Origin of the sequence: Acidithiobacillus sp. AC3 (assembly GCF_050261095.1) — a bacterium.
GTDB classification, from domain to species: domain Bacteria; phylum Pseudomonadota; class Gammaproteobacteria; order Acidithiobacillales; family Acidithiobacillaceae; genus Igneacidithiobacillus; species Igneacidithiobacillus copahuensis.
In genome coordinates, this window is sequence record NZ_CP189838.1 from 1,180,622 (window position 1) to 1,205,728 (window position 25,107).

The 25,107-nt window shown below is 58.1% G+C and carries 20 protein-coding genes and 1 tRNA gene; 6 read left to right on the plus strand and 15 right to left on the minus strand.

Going from position 1 to position 25,107, the window contains the following annotated elements:
* Window position 1 precedes the first annotated feature (1 nt).
* The 7 genes from ACQAYK_RS06040 to ACQAYK_RS06070 all read right to left on the minus strand — a co-directional run bounded on the left by ACQAYK_RS06040 (window position 2) and on the right by ACQAYK_RS06070 (window position 8,348).
* Window positions 2–526 carry a DUF948 domain-containing protein gene (locus ACQAYK_RS06040; RefSeq protein WP_226827162.1) on the minus strand — a complete coding sequence of 175 codons (525 nt, stop codon included), beginning with the start codon at window positions 524–526 and terminating at the stop codon, window positions 2–4.
* Window positions 526–1,104: a tetratricopeptide repeat protein gene (locus ACQAYK_RS06045; RefSeq protein ID WP_215871252.1), complete on the minus strand. Its 579-nt coding sequence runs from the start codon at window positions 1,102–1,104 to the stop codon at window positions 526–528. Before ACQAYK_RS06045 ends, ACQAYK_RS06040 begins: the two co-directional genes overlap by 1 nt.
* Window positions 1,101–1,706: a tetratricopeptide repeat protein gene (locus ACQAYK_RS06050; RefSeq protein WP_215871251.1), complete on the minus strand. Its 606-nt coding sequence runs from the start codon at window positions 1,704–1,706 to the stop codon at window positions 1,101–1,103. Before ACQAYK_RS06050 ends, ACQAYK_RS06045 begins: the two co-directional genes overlap by 4 nt.
* Window positions 1,707–1,735: 29 nt before the next feature.
* The gene (locus ACQAYK_RS06055) at window positions 1,736–2,158 is read right to left on the minus strand and encodes a hypothetical protein (protein ID WP_215871250.1); all 423 of its coding nucleotides are present in this window, start codon (window positions 2,156–2,158) and stop codon (window positions 1,736–1,738) included.
* Between the two features lie 615 nt (window positions 2,159–2,773).
* On the minus strand, window positions 2,774–3,442 hold the full coding sequence (locus ACQAYK_RS06060; RefSeq protein WP_215871249.1) for a hypothetical protein: 669 nt from the start codon (window positions 3,440–3,442) through the stop codon (window positions 2,774–2,776).
* A 260-nt stretch (window positions 3,443–3,702) separates the two neighbouring features.
* Window positions 3,703–7,206: an efflux RND transporter permease subunit gene (locus tag ACQAYK_RS06065; protein ID WP_215871248.1), complete on the minus strand. Its 3,504-nt coding sequence runs from the start codon at window positions 7,204–7,206 to the stop codon at window positions 3,703–3,705.
* On the minus strand, window positions 7,203–8,348 hold the full coding sequence (locus ACQAYK_RS06070; protein WP_215871247.1) for an efflux RND transporter periplasmic adaptor subunit: 1,146 nt from the start codon (window positions 8,346–8,348) through the stop codon (window positions 7,203–7,205). Before ACQAYK_RS06070 ends, ACQAYK_RS06065 begins: the two co-directional genes overlap by 4 nt.
* A gap of 516 nt (window positions 8,349–8,864) precedes the next feature.
* Between ACQAYK_RS06070 and ACQAYK_RS06075 the strand changes: the two genes are divergently transcribed.
* Entirely contained in the window at window positions 8,865–9,404 is a 540-nt protein-coding gene (locus ACQAYK_RS06075) for a hypothetical protein (protein WP_226827164.1), read from the plus strand.
* Between the two features lie 69 nt (window positions 9,405–9,473).
* On the plus strand, window positions 9,474–10,325 hold the full coding sequence (locus ACQAYK_RS06080; RefSeq protein WP_215871246.1) for a tetratricopeptide repeat protein: 852 nt from the start codon (window positions 9,474–9,476) through the stop codon (window positions 10,323–10,325).
* A gap of 57 nt (window positions 10,326–10,382) precedes the next feature.
* Here the strand turns inward: ACQAYK_RS06080 and ACQAYK_RS06085 are convergent, their stop codons facing one another.
* Entirely contained in the window at window positions 10,383–10,778 is a 396-nt protein-coding gene (locus ACQAYK_RS06085; RefSeq protein ID WP_215871245.1) for an SCP-2 sterol transfer family protein, read from the minus strand.
* A 1,196-nt stretch (window positions 10,779–11,974) separates the two neighbouring features.
* Here ACQAYK_RS06085 and ACQAYK_RS06090 point away from each other — a divergent pair.
* The gene (locus tag ACQAYK_RS06090) at window positions 11,975–13,792 is read left to right on the plus strand and encodes a putative bifunctional diguanylate cyclase/phosphodiesterase (RefSeq protein WP_483168018.1); all 1,818 of its coding nucleotides are present in this window, start codon (window positions 11,975–11,977) and stop codon (window positions 13,790–13,792) included.
* 17 nt (window positions 13,793–13,809) lie between these two features.
* Here the strand turns inward: ACQAYK_RS06090 and ACQAYK_RS06095 are convergent, their stop codons facing one another.
* The 5 genes from ACQAYK_RS06095 to ACQAYK_RS06115 all read right to left on the minus strand — a co-directional run bounded on the left by ACQAYK_RS06095 (window position 13,810) and on the right by ACQAYK_RS06115 (window position 21,355).
* Complete coding sequence (locus ACQAYK_RS06095; protein ID WP_215871243.1) at window positions 13,810–16,908, minus strand: efflux RND transporter permease subunit; 3,099 nt, start codon at window positions 16,906–16,908, stop codon at window positions 13,810–13,812.
* Window positions 16,905–17,993 (minus strand): efflux RND transporter periplasmic adaptor subunit, encoded by a 1,089-nt coding sequence (locus ACQAYK_RS06100; protein ID WP_226827167.1) that lies wholly within the window; start codon window positions 17,991–17,993, stop codon window positions 16,905–16,907. The genes ACQAYK_RS06095 and ACQAYK_RS06100 overlap by 4 nt, the downstream gene beginning before the upstream one ends.
* Window positions 17,994–17,995: 2 nt before the next feature.
* Window positions 17,996–19,483, minus strand: coding sequence for a TolC family protein (locus ACQAYK_RS06105; protein WP_255790260.1), 1,488 nt, complete (start codon window positions 19,481–19,483; stop codon window positions 17,996–17,998).
* 57 nt (window positions 19,484–19,540) lie between these two features.
* A complete protein-coding gene (locus ACQAYK_RS06110) occupies window positions 19,541–20,728 on the minus strand; it encodes a pyridoxal phosphate-dependent aminotransferase (RefSeq protein ID WP_215871241.1) in 1,188 nt (395 codons plus the stop codon).
* Window positions 20,729–20,797: 69 nt separating this feature from the next.
* A complete protein-coding gene (locus ACQAYK_RS06115; protein ID WP_215871240.1) occupies window positions 20,798–21,355 on the minus strand; it encodes an LON peptidase substrate-binding domain-containing protein in 558 nt (185 codons plus the stop codon).
* A 22-nt stretch (window positions 21,356–21,377) separates the two neighbouring features.
* Between ACQAYK_RS06115 and hemW the strand changes: the two genes are divergently transcribed.
* The gene (hemW, locus tag ACQAYK_RS06120; RefSeq protein ID WP_215871239.1) at window positions 21,378–22,574 is read left to right on the plus strand and encodes a radical SAM family heme chaperone HemW; all 1,197 of its coding nucleotides are present in this window, start codon (window positions 21,378–21,380) and stop codon (window positions 22,572–22,574) included.
* Here hemW and ACQAYK_RS06125 read toward each other — a convergent pair.
* The gene (locus ACQAYK_RS06125) at window positions 22,544–22,855 is read right to left on the minus strand and encodes an encapsulin-associated ferritin-like protein (RefSeq protein ID WP_215871238.1); all 312 of its coding nucleotides are present in this window, start codon (window positions 22,853–22,855) and stop codon (window positions 22,544–22,546) included. The genes hemW and ACQAYK_RS06125 overlap by 31 nt on opposite strands.
* 26 nt (window positions 22,856–22,881) lie before the next feature.
* Here ACQAYK_RS06125 and ACQAYK_RS06130 point away from each other — a divergent pair, with 26 nt between their 5' ends.
* Window positions 22,882–23,649 (plus strand): pseudouridine synthase, encoded by a 768-nt coding sequence (locus ACQAYK_RS06130; protein ID WP_215885790.1) that lies wholly within the window; start codon window positions 22,882–22,884, stop codon window positions 23,647–23,649.
* Between the two features lie 37 nt (window positions 23,650–23,686).
* Window positions 23,687–23,763: transfer RNA gene (locus tag ACQAYK_RS06135), tRNA-Arg, on the plus strand.
* Between the two features lie 327 nt (window positions 23,764–24,090).
* On the opposite strand, the gene ACQAYK_RS06140 is transcribed toward ACQAYK_RS06135, so the two are convergent.
* Window positions 24,091–24,906 carry a hypothetical protein gene (locus ACQAYK_RS06140; RefSeq protein ID WP_215871789.1) on the minus strand — a complete coding sequence of 272 codons (816 nt, stop codon included), beginning with the start codon at window positions 24,904–24,906 and terminating at the stop codon, window positions 24,091–24,093.
* Window positions 24,907–25,107 lie beyond the last annotated feature (201 nt).

The following is a 25,107-nucleotide window of genomic DNA, read 5'->3' on the forward strand; positions in this document are numbered from 1 at the left end:
ATCACCTCTCCTGCATGGGACCGGGGCGGCTCATCTCATATCCGTAGGGAGCGACTCGGCCATAGGAATCTGGATAAGAAGTTTGCGGCGGTCCATACGGGGCAGGATAGTCTGCTTGCGGCGGCAATGGCAAAGGACGGTCAGGTCCGGAGTACGGACTGCGCTGCTTAGCCCAAGGCACCATGCCGGCAAAGAAGGAGAAAGGAGGAGAAACATTCTTGTTCAGACTCCAGAAATCCGCCTGCATCTGCCCGGTGGCTTGCGCCATGTAATTAGTTGATGCCGTCATCTGCCGCATATTTTGCGCCATACTGTCCATATTGCGCTGCACGTTGGGGCTCAAGGCCTGCACCTGTTTGGTCATTTCCCGCAGGTCTCGACTCATGGCCACGGCCAGATAAAACTCATATGCCGCCAACACCAGGAATGCGGTTAAGCCCGCAAATACGATCATGCGTAACTGCCGGTCAGAAAGGCCAGCCAGGTTATGGTGTTCCGATGTGGGCGTTTGGGATTCCTGCGCCATCAATGGGTCTCCTTGTGTGGGGATTCACTTGCCAACAGTTTTGCCGCGAGCGGGGGATCGAGACGTTGGAGCGTGGGAAGCAATGCCCCGGCTTCCAACAGGCGGCCAGCGGCCATCAGGGCACGGGCAGCATGATAGTAATTTTGGGCGGCCTCGCGTGGACGGCCAACTTGTAGATAGATATTGCCCAGTTCGCCATACCAGCGCGGCTGCGGATGTTTTTTGATCAGCTTCTGATAGCCTGCAATCGCAGCGGGAATGTCACCATGCCAGTAAGCGGCGCGAGCCTGCTCCACCAGCTTGTCCACCGTGTCTTTCTGACCTTGGGGAGACGTCTTGGCCAGGGCTGTCTTTGAGGATGTCTCCGCTTTTTTCGGCACTTCGGATTTCTTTGCTGGGTGGGCTGGACGTGTCGTTGTAGAGGTCTGTGTGTCTGGTTTTTTGGCGGCGGGTTTTGCAGACTCTGCAGCCAGTGCGGTGGCTGCGGAGGCGCCAATCGTGACACTGAGCAGCAGGGTAATGCGGACCAGTAGAGTCGCCGGCATTCTGTGCCCCGGTAAACTTTGTCGAGATATCATCGAGCGAGCTCCTCCTGCAGATTTGCGGCGGCTTCCGGATCAAGGCGCATCAGGATAGGAATGAGCGCTGCTGCCTCACGGTAGTTTCCCTGGATAAGTAACAGACGTCCGGCGTGGGCATAGGCCGTCGCTGCGGCATTGCGCTGACCGGCGTGCCAGAGGACGTTGCCCAGCTCGCCGTATAGTGCAGCTTGCTCAGGATCGGCGTTGATCAGTGCACGATAGTCGCCAATGGCAACTGGGTAATCACCCAACCAGAATGCTCGTCTTGCGGCCATGAGCAGCGTTAGTTGTCGCTCGTTGAGTTGCGCTTGTCTGCGAGGAGTTGGCGATACGGTCTCGGGCGCGGCCGGTTGGGTTGGCATTACTGGCGGTGGTGTCGTGGACATTGGTGCATGCTGCCGTGCCGGCTCCACCTTTGGCGGCGGACTGTGCCGAGGTTGCTTCTGCCCCTGAAGGTCTTGCCAATGCCGCAGGAAAAAGGCTCGTACGGTCAACCAGTCCTTCTGCCAGGTGTCCGGATGCTGGATGGCAACGATCCCGAATAAGACGATGACCACCAGGATCACGAGAAAAATCAAACGCGCAATAAAAGATCGCATAAATCAGCACTCCTCGCCCTTTGCTATTTTCATGGCAGGAAAGGTCCGGGAGGGGGCGGCACGTCCCTCGGAACAGGCGGGGCTGATGCGGACGAATTCCACCGCGCCCCCTCGTCCGGATAGCCGTAGTAGGCGTTTTCTGGTGGATATCCTCCTCCTTGGTAACCTGCACCGCCGTAATAGCCCTGATAGGGACCGTTGTAGGCCTCATAGGTGCCGGTACTGAAGCGCATGGGTCCGCCATATGGCCGCTGGATTCGCATGCTGCCCATGCTCCATGGACCCATGCTTCCGGTGAATGGGCCGCCAAAACCGGAAAAAGGGCCGGCGCTGTCGCCCCACGGGCCCCAACCCCCCCAAGGTCCCCAGGCAAACGCGGAACTACTGATCATGCACAGTGCCGCGGCGATGCTGAGGCGAGCGATCGACTGATATGCTTTCTTACTGGACATTAATATCTCTCCTCCGCTTACCACCAACCCATAGGTGACATCGGGCCCCAGGGCGACATGGGACTGCTCCAGCCTGACCAGGGACTCCCGCCCCAGGGAGAACCACCCCATGGCGATCCACCCCACGGGCTACTCCAAGCAGACCAGGGCGAACTGCCTCCCCAACTGGACCAAGGTGAGCCGCCGCCTCCGCCCCAGCCGGACCATGGCATACCGCCACCCCAGGGCATTCCGCCCGATCCGGCCCAAGGCCTGTCATAGGCTCCCCAAGGAGCGTCCCGGAAATTCATGGGCCCAAAATGCGGAAAGCGCATACTGAAACCGCCCATACTCCAGGGGCCGAAGCTTCCATTGCCCGGCCCGCCATACCCGCTCCAAGGCCCGGCGTAACCATTCCAGGGAGAGCTGTAAGCGCTACTCTCCCACGGGGCCCAGCGTGACCAGGAATTGCCCCCCGACCAGGGCATGCTCCCCCCCCAAGGTCCCCACGCTAGGGCGCTCAAGGGAAGACTAAAAGTTACGGCGCCAGCGACTGCTACGATCAGTTTTGTCTTTGTCATAACGATTCACCTCTTGATATTCGGAACGGCTGTTACCCGTTCCGTTGCGGTAGGACTACCTGGACCCCCAAGGGCCAGCCATCCAGTCTGCTGGCCCATAGGACCGCGGTTCCGCCCATTGCGGCGGCATGGGGTAGGGCGCTCGCGGAGTGGGGCCATAACCAGGGGCCATAGGCGCGGGGTAGGGTGCGGGTCCGTTCATCTCGGGTAGCGGCGGGTAGGGACCCCGCGGTGGCGGTCCGTATGCCTCGGGCGGTGGACCATAGGACTGCGGGCCGGCCTCTTGCGGCGGCATGGGGTAGGGGGCTGGACGCATGGGGCCATAAGCGGGTGGCATCTGCGCCGGGTAGGGTGCGGGTCCGTTCATCTCCGGTAGCGGCGGATAGGGTCCCCGCGGTGGCGGTCCGTATGCCTCGGGTGGCGGACCATAGGACTGCGGGCCGGCCCATTGCGGTGGCAGGGGATAGGGCGATGCGGGTGTATACCCGCGACCCATGGGTGCGCCCTGCGCTCCATAACTGGGTGCCATCCTGGGAGGATAGGGTCCAGGGCCAGGAGCGCCAGCATAGGCGGGTGTCGGCTCCATACGCAGATTGCCAATCGCGCCTTCGCTCAATTCACGGGGTGAAACAGGATACGGGCCGGGCGGCGGCGGAACATACGCCACAGCTTGGGCCTGCACCGGCATTTGCATAGCCTCATAGCCATTGCCTAGCTGGCCCATCTTGGTTCCTGAACTAGATCCCTCTCTCCATGCAGACGGAGGTTGAGGCTGCATTTGTGGTGCAGAGGACCAGGGAATCACGCCAGAGTAACCACCACTGTTGCTCGGAACAGCATTTCCAGAATCGTTCCAGCCTTGACTGAAGACAGGAGCCGCCCATGCACTGGCACTTGCAAGACAACCGACGGCGGCAACCAACGAGAGTGCGCGCAAGCGGCAGGATGAATATTTATGGATCATGCGTATCCTCCTTAGGATGATTACTTGCCAGATCGGCGCGTGAAAAATTGACGCCAGGAAGTCAAAAACAGGATGAAATCGTCCCAAAAGCTGCGCAGCACCAGAGTGATGAGCGCAACCAGGTCTGCCCACGAAGTCTTTTTGCGAGGGGATCGCTGCGCGATAGACGGAACGTTCTCCCTTTGCGTTAGTGGTATCTCGTCCGCCTTGACCACGATCCACTTCCTGCGACTCATGGGAAAAGACGCTTGGCCGGCATGACTGCCATCGTTCAAATCAATACTGGCGGGGCAGAAGGCGCGGCGTCCGCTGACGCAGCCCATGGGGATAACCAGCAGGGTGAGGATGGTGGACACCATCACGCCAAAGAGCAGGGAGATTCCCATGCCGCGGAAGATGGGCGAGGTGATGATCTCCGCCGAGCCCAGCATCAGCGCCAGGGCGGTAATAACGATCGGTCGAGTGCGCGTAGCGCAGGCCTCGATCAGGGCGTCGAGCACGGGGTAGCCTTCGGCGACCTTCTGCTGTGAGTAGTCCACCAGCAGGATCGAATTGCGGACGATGATGCCGGCCAGTGCAATGAAGCCGATCATCGACGTAGCGGTAAAACTGGCGCCGAAGAGCCAGTGCCCAGGCAGGATACCGATCAGGGTCAGCGGGATGGGCACCATGATGATGGCGGGAATCACGAAATTACCGAATTCCCAGACCACCAACATATAGATCAACACCAGAGCGACCAGGAATGCAGCACCCATGTCGCGGAAAGTCACATAGGTCACGGTCCACGCCCCGCCCCACTTGATGCTGGCGGTATTGCCACTGGGCTGACTGATCCAGTCGATTCCCAGGGCCTTACCCGTCGGCGCGAGATAGTGACTGAGCGCAGTTTCCACTTCCAGCATGCCATACAGCGGCGCATCCAGGCGTCCCTGCGTGTCCCCCATCACATATTGCACGGGGCGCAGATCCTGCTGATAGATGGGGGCTTGGGCAGGGACGCGCGCAAAATTGCCCAGACTATAGAGGGGCACTGAGCCATAATAGGGCGAGGAGACGGGCAGACTCGCCAGATTCTGCACGTTGCTGCGCAGGGCGAGCGGTGCCTGCAGACGCATAGGCACCGCCAGATCCTGGCCAAACGGATGGAAGTCTCCCAGAGAATGTCCTCCCATGACCATCGCCAAGGTCTGGTTCACCGTCGCGTTGCTGATCCCGGCCATCCCGGCCCGGGTGCTATCCACATGGAAAACGAGCAAATCGTGGGGCGCCATCAGGGTGCTGTTGACGTCGGTCAGGTTCTTGCTGTGTTCAAAGACCGTGACCAGATGCCGGGCAACGGCATCCCGAATCTCGCTGGAAGGTCCATAGACCTCCGCTACCACTGGGGCGAGTACCGGTGGGCCCGGTGGAGTTTGCACCACCTGAATGTGTGCTCCCCAAGTCTTGGCAACTGCCTCGATCCGCTCCCGTGCCACAGTCGCCAAGTGAGCGCTGGAGGCAGAGCGCTGGTCGCCACTCACCAACTGCACATGGATCATCGCCTGCCAAGGCTGATTGCGCAGGTAATAATGGCGGACCATGCCGTTGAAATCATAGGGCTCTGGCGTGCCGACGTAGCTTTGCAGCGCACGTATGTCTTTCATGCCTTGCAAGCGTTCTTGAATGGCATAGGTGGCATTGGCGGTTTCCGGCAGGGCCGTGCCCGCGGGCATATTGACCACCACGTTGAAGGCATCCGAATTGCCGTGGGGGAGCATGGTGAATGGCACCCACTCCACCAAGAACAAGGCCAGACTGCCAAAGAAAGCGAGGACGATGCCACCCAGAAAGAGCCGCCCATACAGCTTGCGGCGTACCAGGGGAATCAGGGTCTGGGCAAAGAACTTACGTAGCCACGCTGCCTGCTTGGCCTCGCGGTGATGCATCTTCTCCAGTACCCGCAGACTGGGCTTGAAGCGCAGAATCAGCCACGGCCCCAGGGCAAAGGCAATGAAGAGGGAGGACAGCATGGCCACCGATCCCAATACCGGGATGGGGGCCATGTACGGACCCATCATGCCGCCCACAAAACCCATGGGCAGCAGGGCCGCAATCACCGTGAAGGTCGCCAACGTAGTCGGATTACCCACTTCGCGTACCGCGTCGATCAGGGTGTCCGTAGAGGTACTGTTCTCTAGCAACCAGCGGCGGTAGACATTTTCGACAATAACGATAGAGTCATCGACCAGAATACCGATCGAGAAGATCAGTCCGAAGAGGCTGACGCGGTTGATGGTGATGCCAACGATCCAGGCGGCGAAGACCGTAATCAGCAGGATCAGCGGGATGGTAATGACCACAACGGCAGCGGCCCGCCAGCCGAGGGTCAGAAAAATCAACAAAGTCACGGCAGCGGTAGCAACGAAGAGCTTGAAGAGCAGGGAATTGACCTTGTCGTTGGCCACCTTGCCATCGTTGCGGGTGATACTGACCCGAACATCGTCAGGAATGACACTACCTTCCAGGGAATGGACCTTGGCGATCAAGGCCTCGCCCACCGCAACCGCGTTGCTGCCAGCAGTCTTTGCGATGGCAATGGTGATCGCCGGCGCATTCTGCACGGCGGGGCCACGGCTACCGGCACCCGACGTATAGGTCACCAGGCTGTGGGCGGTGGACGGCCCATAGCGCACGGCAGCCACTTGCGACAGATAGACCGGGGCACCATGAAAGACCCCGACCACCAGATTTTCGACCTGCTGCGGGCTGCGCAGAAAACCGCCACTGAGGATTGCCAAGTGACGGTTGTTACCTTCCGCACTACCGCTTTGCAGTTCCTGGTTGGCGGATTCCACGACCTTGGCGACGGCTTGCGGGGTAAGCCCATAGGCGGCCAGACGACTGGGCTGTATGTCGATATTCAGGGCATCCGTCGCACCATGGATGATGAAGCTCTCGCCAGTATCCGGGACTTCTTTGAGGCGTTTCAGTGCACTTTCGGCAATCTCGTTCAGGGTGCCCGAACCCACACTCTGCGACCATAGAGTAAAGGTCATAAAGGGCACACTATTGATGCCCTTGGCGCGCACCAAAGGCTTGCCGGCCCCCGGAGGAATTCGGTTCATGTTGGCCGCGAGCTTGTTGTAGACCGCAACCAGCGAGGGAGCCATGTGCTTACCTACGACAAAGCGCACGGTCACCATCGCTTCGCCTTGATTGGATACCGAGTAGACGTGACGCACCCCCGGCAGCTCGCTCATCAACTGCTGCAGGGGATCGGTCACCATGCGTGCCACTTCCGCCGGCGAATGGCCGGGATAGGGCACAAAGATGTCCACCATGGGCACGGAAATCTGTGGATTGGCCGCCCGCGGGGTCGAAATCAGGCCCAGTACACCAGCGGCCAAGAGCACGATGAGCAAGAGGGGTGCGAGCGGCGAATTGACAAAAATCCGTGCAATGTTGCCTGCCAGCCCCAGATTTTTCGCCGACGGGCTCGACTCCCCGTGGGCACCATTACCGTTGCAGTTTGTGCTGCTCATGCATCGGCTCCTGGCGCTGCACTCCCTGCCGTTTGCAGGTGGTATCCCGAACCAACGCCGGCCGGCGGATCGTTGACGATCACGTCACCCGGACGCAATCCTGATAGTACCTGGACTTGGTTATTGGCAAGCGGTTCCCCCAGACGCAGTACCCGCAACTGCGTGACCCCGTTCTGATCGACCAGCACCGACGGCAGACTGTGCCCCGGAAGCAGCGCCGAACGCGGGATCGCCACCCCGAGGCTCGCGGATTGCGCAGCCGGCAGGCGGACGGTTACGTAGTCGCCAGCGCGGATTCCGGTATGGCTCGGCAGGGCGAGTTTCACGGCAAGGGTGTGGGTTTGCGCGTTCGCCTCCGGGGCAATCTGTATGATTTGCGCGCGTACCACACCAGCGCCATTGGGCGCACGTACCTGTAGGGTGTCTCCCAGTTGCAGTCCAGCACTCATGCTGGTCGGCACTTCAACAAGGATCTGTGCCGGACCCGCGCCACCCAGGACCAGCAAGGATTGCCCCGGCTGCACCACGTCTCCGGGATTGACGTCTTTTTGCAGGATCACCCCATAGAAGGGAGAGACCCCGTAGGCGTCGCGAATTTCGGCTTCGATTTCGCGAATGCGCCAGGCGGCAGACTGCAAGGTGGTTTGCGCCTGCATGGCTGCGGCGCGACGGTTGTCCAGGGTAGCAAGATAGTTGGCCCAGGGATTCTGCTGGTTGCCCATCATCGCCGCCATGCCCTGACCGAACCACGCGAAGGGATTCCAGGGATTGCTGCTACCACCGTAGTTATAGAGTTGCACCTGATACTGCGAATAGCCATTCCCCAGGGCGACCTGCGCCGCCTGATAGGCGGCTTCGGCTTGTGCTTGTTGCGCACGCAACGCTTCCGTACCCAGACCGACCACAACCTCGCCGGAACGCACCGGGGAACCCACCGGCCCTGCCACATACTCGACCCGTCCTCCGGTCTGGGCGCGCAACACCACTACCTGCCCAGGGATGGCGCGGGCGCCGAGCAAGGGGCCCAAGGAGGGGGCGGGCTGTACTCGGAGCAAACTGGGTCCGGCAAAGGCAATACCCGGAGCCATGCTCAACGCCAGACAGGGGAACAGGCACCAAAAGGAAGAAATACGGACGGACATGGCTGAAAAGTTCCTCAAGGTAAGCAGTCAACATCTTTAAAGCATGTTTCATGCCATTTCATAACGAATTGTTTTTTAAATATTTATTTTTGACGGTGGGCAAAAAGTGTTGCGATAAAAGCAGGGATACAATAGGTAAAACAGAGGGTTGGACTGTTGCATGATCACTGTTGCGTTGCGGTGAAATCTGCATCATTTGCTATAACGCCATGATTATCATGATAGCAATTGGCTTCTGGCACCCCTTTGGATGTCCAGAGGTGATCACTGCAACGCCTGCAACAAGTACGAAATACGCAAGCTATTGAAATGTTTATGTCTTGGTTTTTTCTGTTGCAGAGGCGCTTTGCGAAATATTTGTATAAATCTATTACTATCAAATGGTTATTAAGTGGCATGAAATCTGCTTTTCAAGAAGTAGGTAATCTCCTACATGGATTGCCAGGTTCCGTTAGGACTTCCGCTATATAGGTAATCCGCACGGTTTCAAATTCAGAATGTGTAAGGAGTGCGTCGATGAAAACGTTGATTCAGAAAAAGGGTTGGATTATGGGCTCAGTTGCGGTAGCCGGGGTGTCGGCGTTATTGGTGGCGGCACCTGCCTTTGCTTGGGGCCCGTGGGGAGGTTCTCCCTGGGGAGATGGCTACAGCAATCCTTTCTGGGGGAACAGCGGACCCTTCAGCAGCTACGGTGGCCCCTTCACCGGCAATAGCGGCCCGTGGGACATGGGCACGATGAGCTTCAATGCGCCCCATGGGGGACCCATGAACTTTGACAGTGGCCGCTATGGCGGGTACGGGCAAGGCTACAATGGCTATTATGGTGGGGCCTATGGAAACGGGTACGACGACGGTTACGGCTACAACAACTATCCGCCGGCTTATCCCCAATACCAACCGCGTTCGCCCTACCCAGCCTATGGCGGTGGATACCCGGTGCCGCGACCGGCTCCGCAGTATCCGCAGCGGGCCCAGAACTATGCGCCACCTGCAGGTCCCTACGGCTATGGACCAGCGTACAACCCCTATGATGGCTACGGCTACGGATATCGGTAAAGCAGGTCCCGCGCCATATCGGCAGACGGTATGGCGAATTTCGGTGCAATGAATAATTTGGAGATACCTATGACGAAGAAAGATGATGAGCTCGTTGCAGAAACGCCTGCAGAGCCTTCTTCCAACGTACTGGAAGCGGATGCTTCCCCTCCGGCGAGCGAGGAGGACTCTGCGCCCGTGATCAAGGCGGAAACCGAAAGCGCCTCTGACACGACGCCGCCGCAGATGAATGCAAATATCGGGACGACGCCGCCGAATGCCACGGGCTCGGGTACCAGTGCTCCCAGCCTCAATGCAGGCGGGGCGGGAACAACGCCACCTGGCGGTGGAAGTAGTTATCCGCCCTTACCCCCTCGGCAACCCAAGAAAAGCGTCGCCAGTCGGGTGTTTTCCTGGCCGGCGCTGGTTTTTCTGTTGGTGATCATCATTATCATCTTGTTTATCTGGGGAATCACAGCTAACCAAGCTGATATGTCAGGGAAAAAATCCGTGCAGCCGCCGCCACAGAAAACTCTTCAAGTCGCCCCCATCGCTGCCCCCGGGATGGCGACCGCAGAGCCAGCTCCGAAATTGAGTGCGGATCAGCAACGAGAGTTGATGTCGGCGCGGGCAGCTTATTGGCACCACGACATTCCCGCTGCTATCAGCCAATATGAGGAGTTGATCAAAAAGGTACCAGATGCAGCCTTTGCCTATGGCGAATTGGGCAATGTGTACTACATGAACGGCCAACGGGAGAAGGCCGCAGAAAACTTTGAACGTGCGGCTCTGCTGCTGATTCAACAGGGTCAGGAACAACGGGCTGCCAGTCTCATTCCCGCACTGGGCGCCCTTGATCCCGTAATGGCGCAGAAGGTGCAAGTGGCCCTATCACACAGTCCACAGGATGACGGTTACGGAGCGGATACCCCTACGCAGTAACGAAAATACAGATGGCTAACGCAGGGGCAGAGCATGCTCTGCCCTCTTTTCTACTCGCTAGACGCATCCCATGACGGAAAAGCTTTTTACAAAAGGACCGGCCATACGGGGGTCTTTCAACATGCTTTTGTAATCACCTACCTTGAACTTGATTTTGCCTGTGGTAAAGGCCATACCCAGTCCCGTCATGCCAGGAGGACTGGAAATCCACTTCATCCATTGATCCACACTGGCGCGAATATCCCAATTGACGGGCTGCCCTTGATACACACCCGCTCCAACTGCCTGGCCATTCACCACTTGTAAAAAGCCCCGCGGTCCTTCTTCTTCGACAAAGCCATAGGCAATGTTCGACGCAAAATCAATTTGCGACAGGGCACCCGCCAGATCCGGCTCCTTGTTCCACTCTGCTGCAAACCTTTCCATCCACTCGGGGGAAAATAATTCTGCCATACTCTGTCTCTCCTGTGCTGTTGATGCTGAGGCCGAATAGCCTCGCCAGCCTTGAAAGCACGATTGATGCCATGCTGAGATCAATAATATGAGTAACACAAACAATTGCTTATGTTATTCTTTGCGCGAGAGGATGTTGCGCCCTCGTTTTTCTGCAACAGTCCGGCAGATAGTGCAACAATTGTAGGCCTCCGATTTTCGCCCAGAACTTTGGACTTTTTCGGGCACATTCGTTATAACAGACACAGTCTACATCAATCGAAGCTGTCTCTATGCAAAACGCCGAGTCCGCATCAATGCAGTGGAGCAAAGCCAGGCGCTCGGCCGAAGGCTACACCGACAGATGGTTGCGAGCGGCGTGGTTGCTCATTGCTCTACTCATCCTCTTCGCTTGGCTGATCCTCGCCGTCATCACTTGGGATGTAGTCAATGCAGAACAGGGGAGAGTTTTACAGGAAAACGCCTTCTCGTTGGCACGAACATCCAAACTGCAATTGTCTGGCATCGATTCAAGTCTCTCCCTCGTCGCGATGCAAATCGCCAATTCAACCACCCCCAACGCTAGGTTCTTGCAGCCCCTGATTCGTCTAGCGCCGATCCGCTCTGTCGGCTTTTTTTCCGCAAAGAATGTCCTTGTTGCTGGAGAAAATTCGGCTTTCTTGCGTCAGCTATGGCAGTCGGCGACTTCGTCGCAGTCCCGCACTTGGACACCTGCGCAGATTATGGCCCTGCAACGCTGCCTTCATGATAAAGCATTTTGTATCGGTCCGTTGTTACCAGACTCTTCGGTTGCAACCGCTGCTTCTCGCTGGGGATTCCCGGTTTTTCAGCGCGTTTCCGAGCGCTCCGGGCAAACCTCGCTTTTGATCGCCTGGATTCCCCTCTACGGAGGTTTATTCCCTGCCTGGTCGGGCCTCCACCTGTTGCACCAGGGCGATTCGTTTTTGTTGCGGTCGGATGGCATGTTGTTGAGCCGATATCCGTACTCCCCGAAAGTAGACTACGCTGGAGTACAAACCGGAACCGTCGTAAAGCACTGGCTCATGGAGATCACTAGCTTTGCCAGGACCTTCTCTGGCTACAGTTCCGCGGCGCATGGATGGCGCATGTGCGCGGCACAGCCAATTGGTGAATACCATCTCATCGCTGGGCAGTGTGTCGGGAGATCCATTCTTGCGACCAGCTGGTGGAGATCAATGCGTTGGCCGACGGCAGGGGCCTTGCTGTTACTGTTTCTGAGTTTCTTTCTCTACCGATATCTGGCGCGCGTAAATCGCTCCCGGGAGCTGGAACGTAGGACAGCCGAGAAGGAAATCTGGGAGGCCAAGGAACATGCGGAAGTGACCTTGAGCTCGATTGGTGATGGCGTCATCAGTACCGATTGCAACGGACTGGTGGCCAACATGAATCCGATCGCCCAGTCGATGACCGGTTGGACCCTGGCAGAGGCTCTTGGCAAACCGATCACGCAGGTCTTCTCGATTGTTAGCGAGGCCGATGGTCGCCCCGTCGCCAACCCTGCTGAGAGAGCCTTAACCGAGGGGAGAATCGTGGGGTTGGCCAACCATACGATTTTGATCGACCGGCAGGGCCAGCGCCGAAGTATCGAAGACTCGGCAGCGCCTATTCGGGATCGTTCTGGCAAAGTTTTGGGTACGGTTCTCGTATTCCATGACGTCAGCGAGAAACATGAACTCCTAACCCGGTTATCCTATCAGGCTACGCATGATCTGCTCACCGGACTTCCCAATCGTGTGCTGTTTCAGGAGCACCTGGAGCAAGCGATGCGCAAAGCTAAACGCAGTGAATTATTGCTGATCATCGCTTTTCTCGATCTGGATGACTTCAAGCTGATAAACGATCGCTTAGGTCACGCTGCCGGTGATGATCTATTGAGGCATGTTGCCGAACGCCTGCGTGCAGAACTCCGTGATGGCGATATGCTCTGTCGCTTCGGGGGGGACGAGTTCTCATTTTTTATTAGTGACGTGAGAAGTATCGGCCAGGCCGAACAAATTGCTCGCCGAATATTGAAGATGATAACTCTTCCCGTGGAGCTGGGGGGTGAGCAACGCACCGTGCATGCCAGCCTAGGATTGACGGTGTATCCGTTGGATGATGCCGAGAGTAGTGCGGAATTGATGCGCCACGCAGACCTCGCCCTCTATGCCAGTAAGGACCGAGGTGGCAATGCCCTATCGATTTTTACCAAGGAAATGGAAGACCAGCAGGGGCGGCAGATCGAAAGCTTGCGGATCATGGAATCTGCCCTCGTTGAAGGGCATTTGCAACTGTACTTCCAGCCTATCGTGCATCAGTTTGATGGATTTTTGGGCGCAGAAGTATTGCTGCGCTTACAGCATCCTCTGCGCGGTTTGCTCGGACCACGCGATTTCAGCGAGGCTCTTGACCACCCGCAGCTAGCTGCGCGAGTCGGACGTTTTGTTCTTCATCGGACATTGGACCAACTGCAACGTTGGTTGGATAGCGGTTTCCGGCCAAAGATTTCTATCAACATCAGCGCACAATATCTGCTCGATCCCAAATTTTTGGAGGATCTGGAAGTGGCTTTGGGCGAGTACAGTGTTGAGTTACGCAATAATCTTGTGCTGGAAATTACGGAAACTGCGCCCATGCTGCATTTCGAACGTGCGCGCCAAGTACTGACCGAATGTCAGGCCTTGGGTTGCTCCCTGGCCCTGGATGATTTTGGGACGGGAAATGCTTCGTTGAGCTACCTTCAGCAGCTTCCCGTCAGTTCCTTGAAGATTGACCAAAGTTTTATTCGTGACATCTTGCGCGACCCAAAAGATTACGCGATTGTTTCAGGAATCATCTATGTCGGAGAAATGCTCAATTTGTCCGTGGTTGCCGAGGGAGTGGAAACGAAAGAGCAACTCAAGGCACTACAGCAACTTAACTGCTCTGCCTATCAGGGGTATTTATTTTCCCGACCCATGCCTGCCCAAGAGTTCGAAAATTGGGAAGTCCCCGCTGACCTTCTGAGCTCGTGAAATAACTAAGCATCTGCTCACTCTGCAAGTATCCGCCTGGTTCTGCTTGTCCCCCAGCGATCAAACCATAAATAAAACGCCGGGGTAATGTACAGAGTCAGAAACTGGGAAAAGATCAGGCCGCCGACCACGGCTACGCCCAGTGGCACGCGGCTATCTGCGCCGGCGCCAAATCCAATGGCGATGGGCAAGACCCCGAGGATGGCGGCGAAGGTAGTCATCATGATGGGACGATAGCGAATGCGGCAGGCATCGATGATGGCTTCCTGTGCGGATGCCCCGTCGCGCCGTCGGCTGACGGCAAAATCCACGAGAATGATACCATTTTTCTTCACCAGGCCCAGTAACATGATGATACCGATAAAGCTATACAGATCTAACGGCAGCCCAAAAATCCACAGTGAAAATAGTGCTCCGAAGGCAGCGAGAGGGAGGGCGGTGAGAATGGTCAGCGGATGCAGAAAATGTTCATAGAGAATCGCCAGCACCACATAAATCAGCAAAATCGTGGCCAGGAGCAGGAAGGGCAGGCTTTGGAATGCGGACTGAAACTGCCGGGCATTGCCACCAAATTCGCCGACAATTCCTGCTGGCAGCACCGCCTTTGCGGTTTTTTCAATGGTCGGCACCACACTCCCCAGGGAGGCGCCAGGCGCCAGGTTGAACGAGATCGTGGTCGAAGGTTGCCCATCGTGCTGCATGAGATTTTCTGGTGCTGCACTGTAGCGAAATCCAGCCACGGCCGACAATGGTACCAGGCTACCCCCAGCTCCCGGTACGCTCAAAGTAGACAAGGCATTGATGTCTTGCTGGTATTGCGGCTGCAACTCCAGGATCACTTCATATTGATCGCTGGCACCGTAGATGGTCCCCACTTCCTGCCCACCGAAGGCCAGCCCTAAGGTCTTCTCGATAGCTTCCGGGGTGACTCCCAGTGCTGTGGCCCGGGCGCGATGAATTTGTATGCTGATCTGAGGACTGTCATTTTGCAGGCTGCTGTTGACGTTGCGAAGCTCGGGAAGTTGGCGCAGGGCTGCCGTCATCTTGCGGGTGGCGGTATGCAGCTCCGCCCAGCTGCCGCCCACCAGCTCATAGACCACACTCCCGTTACCACTCGCCGTTCCCGAACTGCCACTCTGCGGGCCTTGATAGACGATCTGGACGTTGTGAAACGGTTTACTCGCTCGGTTGAGCGCGCTGATGATCTCGGGCGTTTGGGGGGCATAGCCATTCTTGATATGGATGAACATATGGCCTGTACTACGGTTGCCAAAGCCCCCCGGACCCTGGCCCGCCGAGGAGACCACCGACTGGATCTTGTCGTTTGCCTTCACGACTCGCGCGATTTGTCCCTGCTCCTGCACGATCTCGGCGAAGGTCATGTTGGAGGGATACTCAATGTTGGCATTGATGAAGCCGGCATTCTGGGACGGCAGAAAGGCCTTGTGCACCAACGCGGCCATGCCGAGACTCCCGAGCAGAAAAAGAAACGCCAGGAAGAGCATCCAGTTGCGGTGCCGCAACGCAGTCTCCAGACTGGCGACATAGCCGTCGCGACTACGCTTGAAGAGGCGTTGAAACCAGCCATCCTCGGGCAGGAGATCGGGGTCGTGTACCCCCGCCAGCGCATGCGCATGGTTGGGCTTGAGATACCGACTGCAGAGCATGGGAGTGACGGTCAACGCCACGGCCCCGGAAATGAGGATCACCATGGCAATGCTGATGCCGAAATCGGCAAACAGATGTCCGACAAAGCCGCCCAGAAAGATCAGCGGCAGAAAAATGATGGCCAGAGAGATCGTCATGGAGAGCACGGTAAAGCTGATTTCCTGGCTACCGTGCAAGGCCGCGGTGCTTCCCGTCTCACCGCGATCGATATGACGATTGATATTTTCCAACATCACTACGGCATCATCCACTACAAAGCCTACCGCGAGGGTAAGGGCCAGCAGGGTCAGGGTATTCAGGCTGAAGCCCAGTAGCCGCATCCCTAAAAAACTACCCAGCAGCGAGAGGGGGATGGCCACTGCGCCGATCAGGGTCGCCGAGGGACGACGCAGAAAAAGCCACATGACTCCGGCAACCAGAAACGAGGCGATCAGCAGGGTCAGCAAGACCTCCTGAATGGCGGCGCGCACGTAGTCGGCCAGATCAAACACTGGCTTTACTTGTATCCCTCCCGGCATTTCTGCCTGCAGTTTGGGCAGTAGCGTACGGATCTGGTCCGAGATCGCCACGGTATTGCTGCCCGGTTGCCGTACCACGGCGAGGACGATACCAGGCGTTTTGTTGATCCAGGTCTCCTGCTGGTTGTCCTCGGTACTGTTGCGTGCCTTGCCCACGGCATCCAGTGGAACCGCCTGACCGCCGGCATAGGCAAGGACGAGGTGGTTGAAGGCGGCGGCATCGTGCAGCTGGCCATGTACGCGGGTGGCGAAGGCCTGCGGACCCGTATCCAGCGTACCGCCGGGCAGGTTGACATTGGCGTTGCCGATGGCCGTCTGTACTGCCTGCAGGCTCAGACCGCGGGCGGAGAGGGCGTAAGGGTTGAGATAGATGCGCACGGCATAGGTTTGAGCACCGTAGATCTGCACATTGGAGACCCCTGCGATCCCCGAAAGTGCTGTCGCTACCTTGGTCTGCGCATATTTATCAAGGGTATATAAGGGCATGTTGCGCGCCGACATCCCCATGTAAAAAATCGGCTGTGCCGAAGGGTTCATTTGCCGGACCGTCGGCGGCTGCGGCATTCCCGGCGGGAGAAGATGCTGTGCCTGCGCGACGGCATTGGATACCTCCTGCGTTGCGCCCAACACCGATGTGCTCAGATTGAATTGCAGGGTGATCTGGACCACCCCATTTTCGCTTACCGCGCTCATCGAATTGATGCCAGGAATACTGGCAAATTGGCGCTCCAGTGGCGTTGCCACAGCGCTGGCCATGGTTTTGGGGCTGGCGCCTGGTAGCTGCGCCGTCACCATCACCATTGGGAAGCTGACATTCGGCAGCAGCGCCGTCGGCAATTGCAGGTAGGCTACCAGGCCAAGAAGGGCAAATGCCAGGGCCAGAACAGTGGTGGCGACGGGACGGCGAATGAAGGGGGCAGAGAGATTCATTGTGCGTTTTGCGTCTGGACTGCCATACCGGGGTGGAGACGCGCAGGCGCGCCAATCACCACCTGCTCACCAACCAGGTTCTTGGCTTTGACCGCTACTCGATTGCCATCCTGACCGAGAAAATCCACCGCCTGCATCTGCGCCTTACCCTTTACGATATGGTAAACGTAGGGCCCGGAAACGCCCTGCTGCAGGGCAGTCGCCGGAAGGACCGCGACGTCCTGCAGGGTCTTGGCGATATATTCGACCTGCACATACTCCCCCGGCCACAAGAGCTGGTTTTGGTTGGGCACCGTAGCCCGCGCGGTAACCGTTGCCGAGGCGGCGTTGACGGTGTTGTCGATGGCCGTCAGTCTGCCAGTCGCAAGAATTTTGTGGTGGTTTTCATCCCAGATCTGCACGGTTCCAGTCTTCCCCGCCAGTGCCTGGCGCAAATCGCCGAGATATTTCTCCGGCAAACTGAATTGGACAAGCATGGGGTGGGTTTGCTGGATGGTGAGGAGCTGGGTGTTGTTGGCAGTCACCAGGTTGCCCGCGCGGGTCTGCACCAGGCCGACCACGCCGCTGATGGGAGCATAGATCTGCGTGTGGCGCAGGTTGATTTGTGCGGCTTGCAACGCCGCGCGATCGGCCGCAATGCTGGCGGCTGCACTTTGCGCCTGCGACTGGGCCTGCTCAAAAGTCTGACGGGTCACGTACTCTTTTTCCAATAGGGGCTGATACGCCTCTACCTGCTGACGATCGTAACGTTCCTGCGCCTTCTCGCCTTGCAGATTGGCCTCGTCCTGCGCTACCTGCGCTGCGGCCGTCGAGGGATCGATGACAAAGAGCAGTTGCCCTTTCTGCACCTGTTCGCCCGAGTGGATGGCAACTTTCTGCAGGATTCCGCTCACTTGCGGCACAATGGTGACCGAGTGGGAGGCCTGTGCTTGCCCCAGGGTTTGCACCTTCAGCGGCAAGTCACCGCGCTGCACCACCGTGCTGCTTACGACTACTGGTGGCGGTTGGCGTTTCGCCTGGTGGCCGCAGCCAGCCAAGGCCAGGCCGACAATCACCAGAAGCAGAAATCTGATCCTTATATCCATGGTCATTCCTTGGAGCCTGCGGCCAGGGTTGGAAGTTTCGTCACGTTTCGCGGGAGGCCGATCAACCCCAGGGCGTTGGCCAGATTGGCCAGCTGCGTATAGGCGGTGGTGATATCCTGCACGCGAGTCTGCTCGGCAGTGGTCAGAGTCGCCTGCGCAGAAAGCAGATTGAGCATGGTAGCCAACCCAACCCTGTACTGCGCGCGAATGGCCGCAAGGGATGCCTTGGCACTTTCCACGGCGATCTGTGAGGCACGCGCAGCTTCGCGAGCACCCAAGACGGTCTGATAATCCTGCCCCACGGTCAAGGCGATGCTTTGCGCCTCCTGACTCAGGCTTGCCTGCGCGCTCCGCTCCTGTCGTTGCGCCTCCTGAATCGCGTAACTCTGCTGAAAGCCGGTAAAGAGTGGTACCTTGAGGGTAAAGCCGAGCGCCCAGTTTTCCGAGGGCTGCAAATTGTTTTGGAAGCGCTTACCGGCGCTCATCGAAAATGCCAGACTCGGCAGACCTTGCGCCGCATCCTCCCGCACCGTGGCACGGGCTGCCAGAATTCGGGCTGCAGCCTCTTGTACCAGTGGATTATTGTGCACCGCGCGATGCACAAGCTGCGCCATGCTGGGGGTGATGCTCGGAGGTAATTGATCGACATCGAGCGGAGCCACCGGGATGGAATTATTGGGCGGTAACCCGCAACTCGCCGCCAAAGCCGATTGATCGGAGCGCAGCGTCGCCCGCGCCGAAAGCAGTTGCGCAACCGCTTGAGCCAGCGCTGATTTCGCTTGCAGCACGTCCGCAATGGTCGCCATACCCGACTTCTGTTTGAGTTGAGCGGCATCGAGATTGGCGCGATCTTCCCGAACGGTCTGTGTATAGGATTGCACCAGCGCCTTTTGGCCGATGAACTGGTAATAGTCCTGCGTTACCGTCAATGCAACCTGACTCAATGCCTGATTGTTTTCAAAGCCGTTGAGGTAGAGCTGCGCCAGAGCATTGTCGCGTTGCGCCGCGCGCAGCCCAAATTCATACAATACCCAGGTCAGGCTGAGACTCTCCGAACTACTGTTCAGAACTGGAATAGCAAAACCGGCCGTGGTATTGCTTTGTGAACGTATGCCATTGGCAGATAGCGATAAGCTGGGCAGGAAGGCGGCGTCTGCTGCACCTACTCCTGCAGCCGAAGCCCGTAGATTTTCCCAGGCGACCCGCGTCTGTGGATTGTGTGCCAAAGCGTAAGCGGTGAGGGCTGCCAGGCTTTGCGGTTTCCTGATGGGTTTTGCAGCTGGCAGCCTTGCTTGCGGCAGACTGCTCGGTGCGCCTGTCCATGTCTTGCCCAGGGGCACGCTGTACCCCTGCGTATCGAAAGGGTCCTGCCAGAGCAGATCAAGCGGGGCGGAGAGGGCAGTCGCAGGACCACCGACGGCCACGATCGAACAGACGATCTGCAGGGCGCAAAAGCGCAGCGATAATGCCTTGCGGGGGTTGTTTTTCACCGACCGGATACCTTGCGCGATGAGTTGCGCCAAGGTAGCACTTAGGATCGGAGGCGTCTATGCAGGCGCGGTAATATACCCGCCGATGCGGTCCAGAGCCAGGCGCAGATTTTCGTCACTGGTGGCAAAGGAGAGCCGCAGATGGCCGGGGCTACCAAAGGCGCTGCCGGGAACCACGGCAACTCCAGCCTCCAAAAGCTGCTCGGCTAACTGCAGATCGGAATCGATGCCCCGGCTCTGCATCACTCCCTGCACGTTGGGAAAGCTATAAAACGTACCAGAGGATGGCAAAACAGCAACGCCGGGGAGGGTACGCAACCGGTCATACACATACTGATGGCGTCGCGCGAAGGCCTGTAGCATGGGGGTAAGAAGGGTATCGCCACTCTCCAGGGCCGACTGGGCCGCTGCCTGGGCAATGGAACACGGATTGGAGGTGCTCTGCGACTGCACGGTTTCCATGGCAGCGATCAGCGCCGAGGGTCCAGCACAATAGCCAATGCGCCAGCCGGTCATGGCGTAGGCCTTGGAAACGCCATTCATGATGATACAACGCGGAAGCAGGTCGGGGCAGGCATTCGCGATGTTCACGAATGGCGCATCACCGAAGAGGATCTTTTCGTACATGTCGTCGCTGGCGATGAGAACCTCTGGATGGGCCCGCAGAACCTCTCCAAGGGCGGCCAATTCCGCTCTGCTGTACGCCATCCCCGAGGGATTGGACGGACTGTTGAGCACCAACAGACGTGTGCGCGGGGTGATTGCTGCAGCCAGTTGCTCCGCAGAAATCTTGAACTGCACGTCGATATCCGTATCCAGTATCACCGGACGCGCTTCGGCCAGCAGGACCATATCGGGATACGATACCCAATAGGGTGCCGGGATGATCACCTCATCTCCGGGGTTGAGCAGGGCCTGACAGAGATTGAAAAAACTTTGCTTGCCGCCGACGGAAACCAGGATCTGGCTGGCACGAAATTCCAGCCCATTATCCCGAGCGAATTTGGCCGCAACTACTGCCTTCAGCTCGGGGGTGCCACCGACCGCCGTATACTTGGTGAAGCCACGATCCAGTGCCGCCTTCGCGGCGTCTTTGATGGGTCCTGGCGTATCAAAGTCCGGCTCACCAGCGCCCAGACTGACAATGTCTTTTCCCTGCCGCTTCAGTTCTGCGGCGCGGGCGGTAACCGCCAGGGTAGGGGAGGGGCGAACCGTCGAAACGCGGCTGGAAAGGCGAATATCCACTGCACAGTCCTCAAGGGAAGCGTAGAAAAGGGCCAAATTGTAAGCCGTGGCTGGGGAAAAGCAACCGCATCAGCTAGTGGCTTGCTTGTGCAAGATGCTGGCAATTCGCCGCAGGCGCTCCAGAGGATCCTGCAGCAGCAGCAGTTGTTGTTTTTCCGCTGCCCGGACTGGAAGCGCCTGAGCGAGAATCATGCCTGCACGACTGGCATCCAGATTCTGCGCCGCTGGGTCTTCGGTGATCTGCTGCAGGATGGGTCTCAGCCAGTCATGCTCGAAGGCGAGGGGAAGCGTGGGCTCCTCCGGCCACAGGTGGACGCGTCCAATCGTGATATCATTGGCCTGCTCCCACTCCTGCACGGTGAAGCGCTGCATGCCCTCGATTTCCAGAAGCAAAAGGCCATTTTCACTGTTCCAGTCGATGATCTTCGCCAGGGTACCTACCGGCACCGGCGCCGACTCTGCCTCGGCCAGGCAGATGCCAAAAGGTTTGCCGCTGCGCATGGCGCGACTCACCATGTCCAGGTAGCGCGGCTCGAAGATCCGCAGACCCATTCGGGCATTGGGAAAAAGCACCGAACTGAGTAAAAATAGGTCAATCCATTCCTGCGCATCTTGCTGCGCCGTCATCGTCTGCCCCTGTGAAGCCATCATGCCTGAACTTAGTGTAGCTCCCCTTTCCTTGTATGTGCATCTTCCCTGGTGCAAAGCCAAATGCCCATACTGTGATTTCAACTCCTACGCTGCGGCAGAGTTTCCCGCGGAGCGGTATGTCGATGCCCTGATCGTCGATCTGGAGCGCGAACTCCCGCGCGTTTGGGGACGCCAAGTGCACACTATCTTTTTTGGCGGCGGCACGCCAAGCCTCTTTCCCGCCGTATCTCTGGATCGTCTGCTCTGCGCCATTCGCGCTCGCCTGCGTTTGGCGCCGCAGGTGGAAATCAGTCTGGAAGCCAACCCCGGCGCCGTGGATGCAGCCGCATTTCAGGGATTTCGCGATGCGGGAATCAATCGCTTGTCGCTTGGCGTGCAATCCTTTGATGATCGTTTTTTGCAAGCCTTGGGCCGGATACACGACGCCCGTGCCGCGCATCTAGCCATCGAGGCGCTACAAAACGCCGGCTTCGACAATTGGAATCTGGATCTGATTTTTGCCTTGCCGGCTCAGGATCTTGTCGCCGCGCAGCGAGACCTGCGCGCTGCGCTGGCCCATCAGCCTCCCCATCTGTCCCTCTACCAACTGACCCTGGAGCCAGGTACCCCATTCGCCACGCAAATTCCCGCGCAGTTGCCCGACCCGGACTCGGCTGCCGAAATGGAGGAAGTGCTACGCAGCGAACTGGCCGCCGCCGGATTGCAGCGCTACGAGGTATCGGCGCACGCACGCTCTGGCCGACAGTGCCGGCACAATCGAAATTACTGGTTGTATGGTGATTATCTGGGCATTGGCGCGGGCGCACACGAAAAGATCACCTTGCCGGGGCAGGGCATCTGGCGTAGCCGCAAGGCGCCACGTCCAGAGAGTTATATGGCCGCAGCGCTGCGAGGGGAAGGGCAATTGGCCGAGGAACATTGGGTGCCAACGGAGGAGAGACCCTTCGAATTTTTTCTCAACGCCTTGCGTTTATTGGAGGGATTTGACGAAGAGTTGTTCGAGGAGCGAACGGGAATCAGCTTCCTGTTGGTAGAGGCACGTCTGCGCCAAGCTCAGCGGGATGGATTGATGCGGCGGGAAGGGCGCCACTGGCGCCCCACGCCTCTGGGATTGAACTGGCTCAATCAACTCTGTCGCCAGTTTCTGCCCAAGGCGCGCACAATTCAGTCGCGCCCCATTGTCTCGGCTTCATGACCCGTAATGGAGCCTTCGGTAAAGAGGTACTCGCGCAGCTCCTTGTCGAGGCGCGGCAGCTTACGCCGCAGCCATTCCAGCACCATGGCCGCATGCTCGATTTCCTCGTCGCGGTTATGGGCTAATACGGCTTTGAGTGCGGGGTCTTGGCAGGCATCGGCGCGCTGTTGGTACCAGTCGACGGCCTCGAACTCTTCCATCAGGGAGCTGATGGCGCGGTGGATATCCAGGGTATCCGGGCTCAATTTTTCCAGGGGTTCATGCAGGCTTTCGTGGGCCATGGCTTGTCTCCGTTCGGTGTCTGTGAATGCCTCCTAAGCATAGCCGCGGGCAACGCCCAAGACCAGGGCGGCGCTTTGGCTTGGCGCGGATTCTGTCCAAGCGTGGGCTCTGTTCCCGTACCACGGCGGCAGAATGGGTGCGCGCGGGACGGGTGAGCGTGGCTGGAGAAATCATTACCGATCCTGAGCAGGGTTTTCTTTTGCATCAAGCTGCGATCACAGTCGACGGAGCCTTGGTAGCGGCGCCAGAGCGCCGCGTCCTCCTCCTGCATAAACCCCACGGCTATCTCGTAACCCGAAGCGACACGCAGGGACGCCGGACGATCTACGAACTTATCCCCGGAGACGGCTGGTTAGCTCCTGTAGGGCGTCTGGATCAGGCGAGTAGCGGCGTGCTACTGCTTACCAATGACCCCGCCTGGGCACAGACCCTGCTCGATCCGGAAAGCCATCTTCCCAAGCGCTATCATGTGCAGATCCGTCCTCCTCTTGCCGCAGAGCAGATCGCGACCCTCGCAGCGGGTCCGCAGATCGAAGGTGTGCAATACCGTCCCATGGACATCCGCGAAATCCGCTGTGGGGGAAAGACTCAGTGGCTCGAATTCATGCTGATCGAAGGTCGTAACCGGCAGATTCGCCGCCTGCTAGACAACCAGGGCCGCATAGTGCTGCGATTGATTCGAATTGCCATCGGCACACTGGAGCTCGGCACCCTGCGCCCGGGTGAGTGGCGAGAGCTTTCTGCGCAAGAGATCCGTGGTCTGATGGAAAAAGCGTCCGCCAGGGTGGATTGACTCGCCGCCGCATGATCGGTATTCTTCGTCCCTCGCAGCGCTCGTAGCTCAGCCGGATAGAGCAACTGACTACGAATCAGTAGGTCGGGAGTTCGAATCTCTCCGAGCGCGCCAAATAAAACAGGCACTTAGGTCAGTCTCCTAAGTGCCATATTTTTTTCGTGTAAGCACTATGTAAGTACCAGCGAGAAAGCCGGCATCAGATCGGAAGGCGCTGGCGATTACCTCCTGCGCCCAGATCAGGCTGGCCAAGGAATGCGATCTGGCGCAGTAGCGGGGGAGGTGGCGTGGAACGGATGGAACAGGAAAAAATATCAGTGCTGGAGACTCAAACACTGATTTACCGACCTCCGAAGACCTCGGCATTCCCTGTTATGATCACCAGATGCCCAACGGCCAGGAATGGGGTAGCGACTACCTCGTGCAGGCAGTCGTCGGTCATCAGTAGTGGTACGCCAGGCCGACCATGCCGCGCACCTCGTTGATCGTAGCAGCGGCGGCGAGCTGATAGGGCGCATAGCTGTAGGTGGCGTGGTAGCGGTCATAGTTCACGCCCGCGAAGGCGCTGAAATCATCCGAGAACGCATAGACGCCCTTTGCGCCCAACTGGAAGATGCCGGATGCAGGAGGGTTTTCAGCGCCATAGGAGTTGCCTTGGTAGGTTGCGGTTGCTGTCGAGCTGAGGCCTGCCAAATATCCAGCATGTGCTGAAACGTCGAATGGGCCTCCGGTATTGGTTGCCACTTCAACGCCTCCGCCCAACCCGTTATTGCCATACTTGACGGTTCCGAGTCCATCGTAGCCAATGTAGAAATCCGCGTACTGGTAGGCGATGTAGGGACCAACCGCAATCGTGGGCGAGACTTGGAAGAGCTTGCCTGCGCGGGCGTTAAACTGGAGCGAGTGCCCGTAGGTTTTGGCGTGGTAGCTGGCCGAGGCGTTCCCCAAAACGGATACCACGGAGCCGCTGCCGCCGGACAGAGGCGCACCGAAGCCGTAATTAAAGCCTAGATGCACGAACCAGAGCTGTCCATTGATGCCGTTGGCGAAAACGCCCATGCCTCCCACCGTCTGGCTGCCAGAAGCAGAAGCGGACGCGCCTGGAATAGATGCGGACACGGATGATGGCGTGCTGACAAACTGACCGTACAGACCCAGCAGGTTCTCGGTCTGCCCAAAAGAGCCAACCATGTCATCTGCCATGGAGATTGAAGGGATCGCGGCCAAGGCTGCGACGGTTAAAACGATTTTCTTCATACGAGACTGCTCCTTGAGGGTGGCAAGGTGTTTTTAGGCGAAATCATGAGGGGTGCAAGCTAGGTCATCGCAGCTCGTTGAGGTTGGGCATATTGCCGTCCTCAATCGCTGCTTTCTTCACAGCCTCGCACGCAGTCAGGGAATTAAAGTAATTCATGTTCCCATGACTCATCCGCAGGACTACCAAGAGACGCCCGTCAC

Bases quoted from the DNA above. Each gene is read 5' to 3' on its own strand.
- ACQAYK_RS06040 (WP_226827162.1), bottom strand. From the start codon at position 526: ATGGCGCAGGAATCCCAAACGCCCACATCGGAACACCATAACCTGGCT.
- ACQAYK_RS06045 (WP_215871252.1), bottom strand. From the start codon at position 1,104: ATGATATCTCGACAAAGTTTACCGGGGCACAGAATGCCGGCGACTCTA.
- ACQAYK_RS06050 (WP_215871251.1), bottom strand. From the start codon at position 1,706: ATGCGATCTTTTATTGCGCGTTTGATTTTTCTCGTGATCCTGGTGGTC.
- ACQAYK_RS06055 (WP_215871250.1), bottom strand. From the start codon at position 2,158: ATGTCCAGTAAGAAAGCATATCAGTCGATCGCTCGCCTCAGCATCGCC.
- ACQAYK_RS06060 (WP_215871249.1), bottom strand. From the start codon at position 3,442: ATGGGCCAGCTAGGCAATGGCTATGAGGCTATGCAAATGCCGGTGCAG.
- ACQAYK_RS06065 (WP_215871248.1), bottom strand. From the start codon at position 7,206: ATGAGCAGCACAAACTGCAACGGTAATGGTGCCCACGGGGAGTCGAGC.
- ACQAYK_RS06070 (WP_215871247.1), bottom strand. From the start codon at position 8,348: ATGTCCGTCCGTATTTCTTCCTTTTGGTGCCTGTTCCCCTGTCTGGCG.
- ACQAYK_RS06075 (WP_226827164.1), top strand. From the start codon at position 8,865: ATGAAAACGTTGATTCAGAAAAAGGGTTGGATTATGGGCTCAGTTGCG.
- ACQAYK_RS06080 (WP_215871246.1), top strand. From the start codon at position 9,474: ATGACGAAGAAAGATGATGAGCTCGTTGCAGAAACGCCTGCAGAGCCT.
- ACQAYK_RS06085 (WP_215871245.1), bottom strand. From the start codon at position 10,778: ATGGCAGAATTATTTTCCCCCGAGTGGATGGAAAGGTTTGCAGCAGAG.
- ACQAYK_RS06090 (WP_483168018.1), top strand. From the start codon at position 11,975: ATGCGTTGGCCGACGGCAGGGGCCTTGCTGTTACTGTTTCTGAGTTTC.
- ACQAYK_RS06095 (WP_215871243.1), bottom strand. From the start codon at position 16,908: ATGAATCTCTCTGCCCCCTTCATTCGCCGTCCCGTCGCCACCACTGTT.
- ACQAYK_RS06100 (WP_226827167.1), bottom strand. From the start codon at position 17,993: ATGGATATAAGGATCAGATTTCTGCTTCTGGTGATTGTCGGCCTGGCC.
- ACQAYK_RS06115 (WP_215871240.1), bottom strand. From the start codon at position 21,355: ATGACGGCGCAGCAAGATGCGCAGGAATGGATTGACCTATTTTTACTC.
- hemW (WP_215871239.1), top strand. From the start codon at position 21,378: ATGCCTGAACTTAGTGTAGCTCCCCTTTCCTTGTATGTGCATCTTCCC.
- ACQAYK_RS06125 (WP_215871238.1), bottom strand. From the start codon at position 22,855: ATGGCCCACGAAAGCCTGCATGAACCCCTGGAAAAATTGAGCCCGGAT.
- ACQAYK_RS06130 (WP_215885790.1), top strand. From the start codon at position 22,882: ATGCCTCCTAAGCATAGCCGCGGGCAACGCCCAAGACCAGGGCGGCGC.
- ACQAYK_RS06140 (WP_215871789.1), bottom strand. From the start codon at position 24,906: ATGAAGAAAATCGTTTTAACCGTCGCAGCCTTGGCCGCGATCCCTTCA.